The sequence below is a fragment of the Kitasatospora sp. NPDC057512 genome (assembly GCF_042802135.1).
Taxonomy (GTDB): domain Bacteria; phylum Actinomycetota; class Actinomycetes; order Streptomycetales; family Streptomycetaceae; genus Kitasatospora.
Genome location: NZ_JBHVET010001159.1, coordinates 1 through 1618, shown reverse-complemented (window position 1 = coordinate 1618; position 1618 = coordinate 1). Strand labels below are relative to the sequence as shown.

The window sequence follows — 1618 nt, the reverse complement described above, 5'->3', positions numbered from 1 at the left end:
ACCGCCCCTCGGTGCTGGTGGTGCCGGTGGTGCGTCCGGTGCATCCGGTGCGCGTCGTGCTCCTGGCGCCGGTGGTACCGGTCGTGCGTCGGGTCGCTCAGCGCCCTCGGGCGGTGTGAGCGGGGCGGCGTGCGCCGCCGGGTGCGCGGCCGGTGGCGTCGGATGCGCGACCGGTGGCGGCGGGCGTGCGGCGGGCGTGCGGCCGGTGGTGTCGGGCGCCGTGATGGCTGCCCGCCGGGCCGCGCGGACCGCTGCGGTCAGTGCACGCCGCCGCGGTCAGTGCTCGCCGTTGTGGTCGGTGCGCGCCGCTGTGGTCAGCGCACGCCGACCCGGGAGGCGGGCACCCGCCCGCCCGGACCCCGGCCCGCCGTACGGGCGCCAGGACGGCCGGCAGCGGCCCCGGAACCCTGGGAAGAACGGTTCTGCTGAGCCGGCAGGCCGTTCTGCACGTCCATCACGGCGTGCGCGACCATCCCGCCCAGCGGGTCGTACCGGATCAGGTCGCGCAGCCGCGACCGCGAGGACCGGCCCTCGTTGCCCGGGTACAGGTGCTTGCCCAGCCCGACCGAGTGGGCCAGCGCCGCGAGCGCCGCCGTCCGCGGATCCGGCGGGACGCCGGTGCGGATCGCGGTGTCCAGTCGCTGCTTGATCGCGGCGTTGGTGCAGTCGTCGGACGCCTGGTACCGGGTCGTCGGCAGCACGCCGCACACCTGGCCCGGTACGGCCGTGACCATGCCGCAGCGCTCCAGGTGCGCCAGATACGTCTGCCGCAGCCCCAGTCGGGGCCCGCCGATCCAGTGCGCCGCGCGGACCGGACTGCCGCGTCGGCGCAGCAGTTCCAGTGCGTGGTCGAGCGTCGGATCGCCGGTCGGCCGTGCGAGCACGACAGCGATCCGGTCTCCCTCCGGTACGATCCGTCCGGCCAGGGACAGCTCGACGAGCTGGGCCCCGGCGAGTCCGAGGTCGAGGGTCTGCGGCTGCGCCGTGGTACCCGTGGTCGGGTCCAAAGCGAGCAGCAAGAGTTCCTCGGGAACAGTTCTGCGGCTCTTGCCCATCCAAGCCTCCCCGCGTGGATGAGAGACAGGGTGACGCCTCTCACACGGGCTTGTCGAGTACGCCTCCGAATCGTGACCTTGCGGTGAAGGCGCGGAACCGGCGGCGGCGGGCCCTGCGTCTGAGCGGTGAACAGACCGCGGCGCGGCCGGGCGACGACAATAAGCGCCGGTCGGGCGGGGTGTGCGCGGCCGGAACGGCCGCCGGTGGCGGAGACTGTACAGGTACACGGGGCGGGGCGTCGGCTTCCCGAAATCGGGTTCGCCGGTGCCCCGCCGGGCGTTGAGGAGGCTGGGATACGTGGGCGAGTCCCCCGACAGGGTGCTGAGGGACGGCGACGAGCGGCAGCGGGACCGCGAACCCGAACGGACCGGTGCGGCGGCCGGTGCCGCCGGGCCGGCCGGGGGCGGCTCCGGTGCGGCGGCTGACCGGGCGTCAGCCGCGGCCGCCGCCGAGGCGACCGCGGAGACCACCTCCGACGCCGCCTCCGACGCCTCCTCGGCCGCCGACTCCGGCACCGCCTCGGACAGTCCCGCGGAGACCTCCGGCGAGGCCGCCCCGGAGG

2 protein-coding genes are annotated in these 1618 nt (G+C 75.8%); one reads left to right on the top strand and one right to left on the bottom strand.

Annotation, left to right across the window (positions count from 1 at the left end):
- Window positions 1-314: 314 nt before the first annotated feature.
- Window positions 315-1055 (bottom strand): GPP34 family phosphoprotein, encoded by a 741-nt coding sequence (locus ACFU6K_RS38535; protein ID WP_380671260.1) that lies wholly within the window; start codon window positions 1053-1055, stop codon window positions 315-317.
- 298 nt (window positions 1056-1353) lie between these two features.
- Between ACFU6K_RS38535 and ACFU6K_RS38530 the strand changes: the two genes are divergently transcribed.
- On the top strand, window positions 1354-1618 hold a 265-nt coding region (locus tag ACFU6K_RS38530; RefSeq protein WP_380671258.1), incomplete at its 3' end, for a hypothetical protein.

Bases quoted from the DNA above. Each gene is read 5' to 3' on its own strand.
- ACFU6K_RS38535 (WP_380671260.1), bottom strand. From the start codon at position 1,055: ATGGGCAAGAGCCGCAGAACTGTTCCCGAGGAACTCTTGCTGCTCGCT.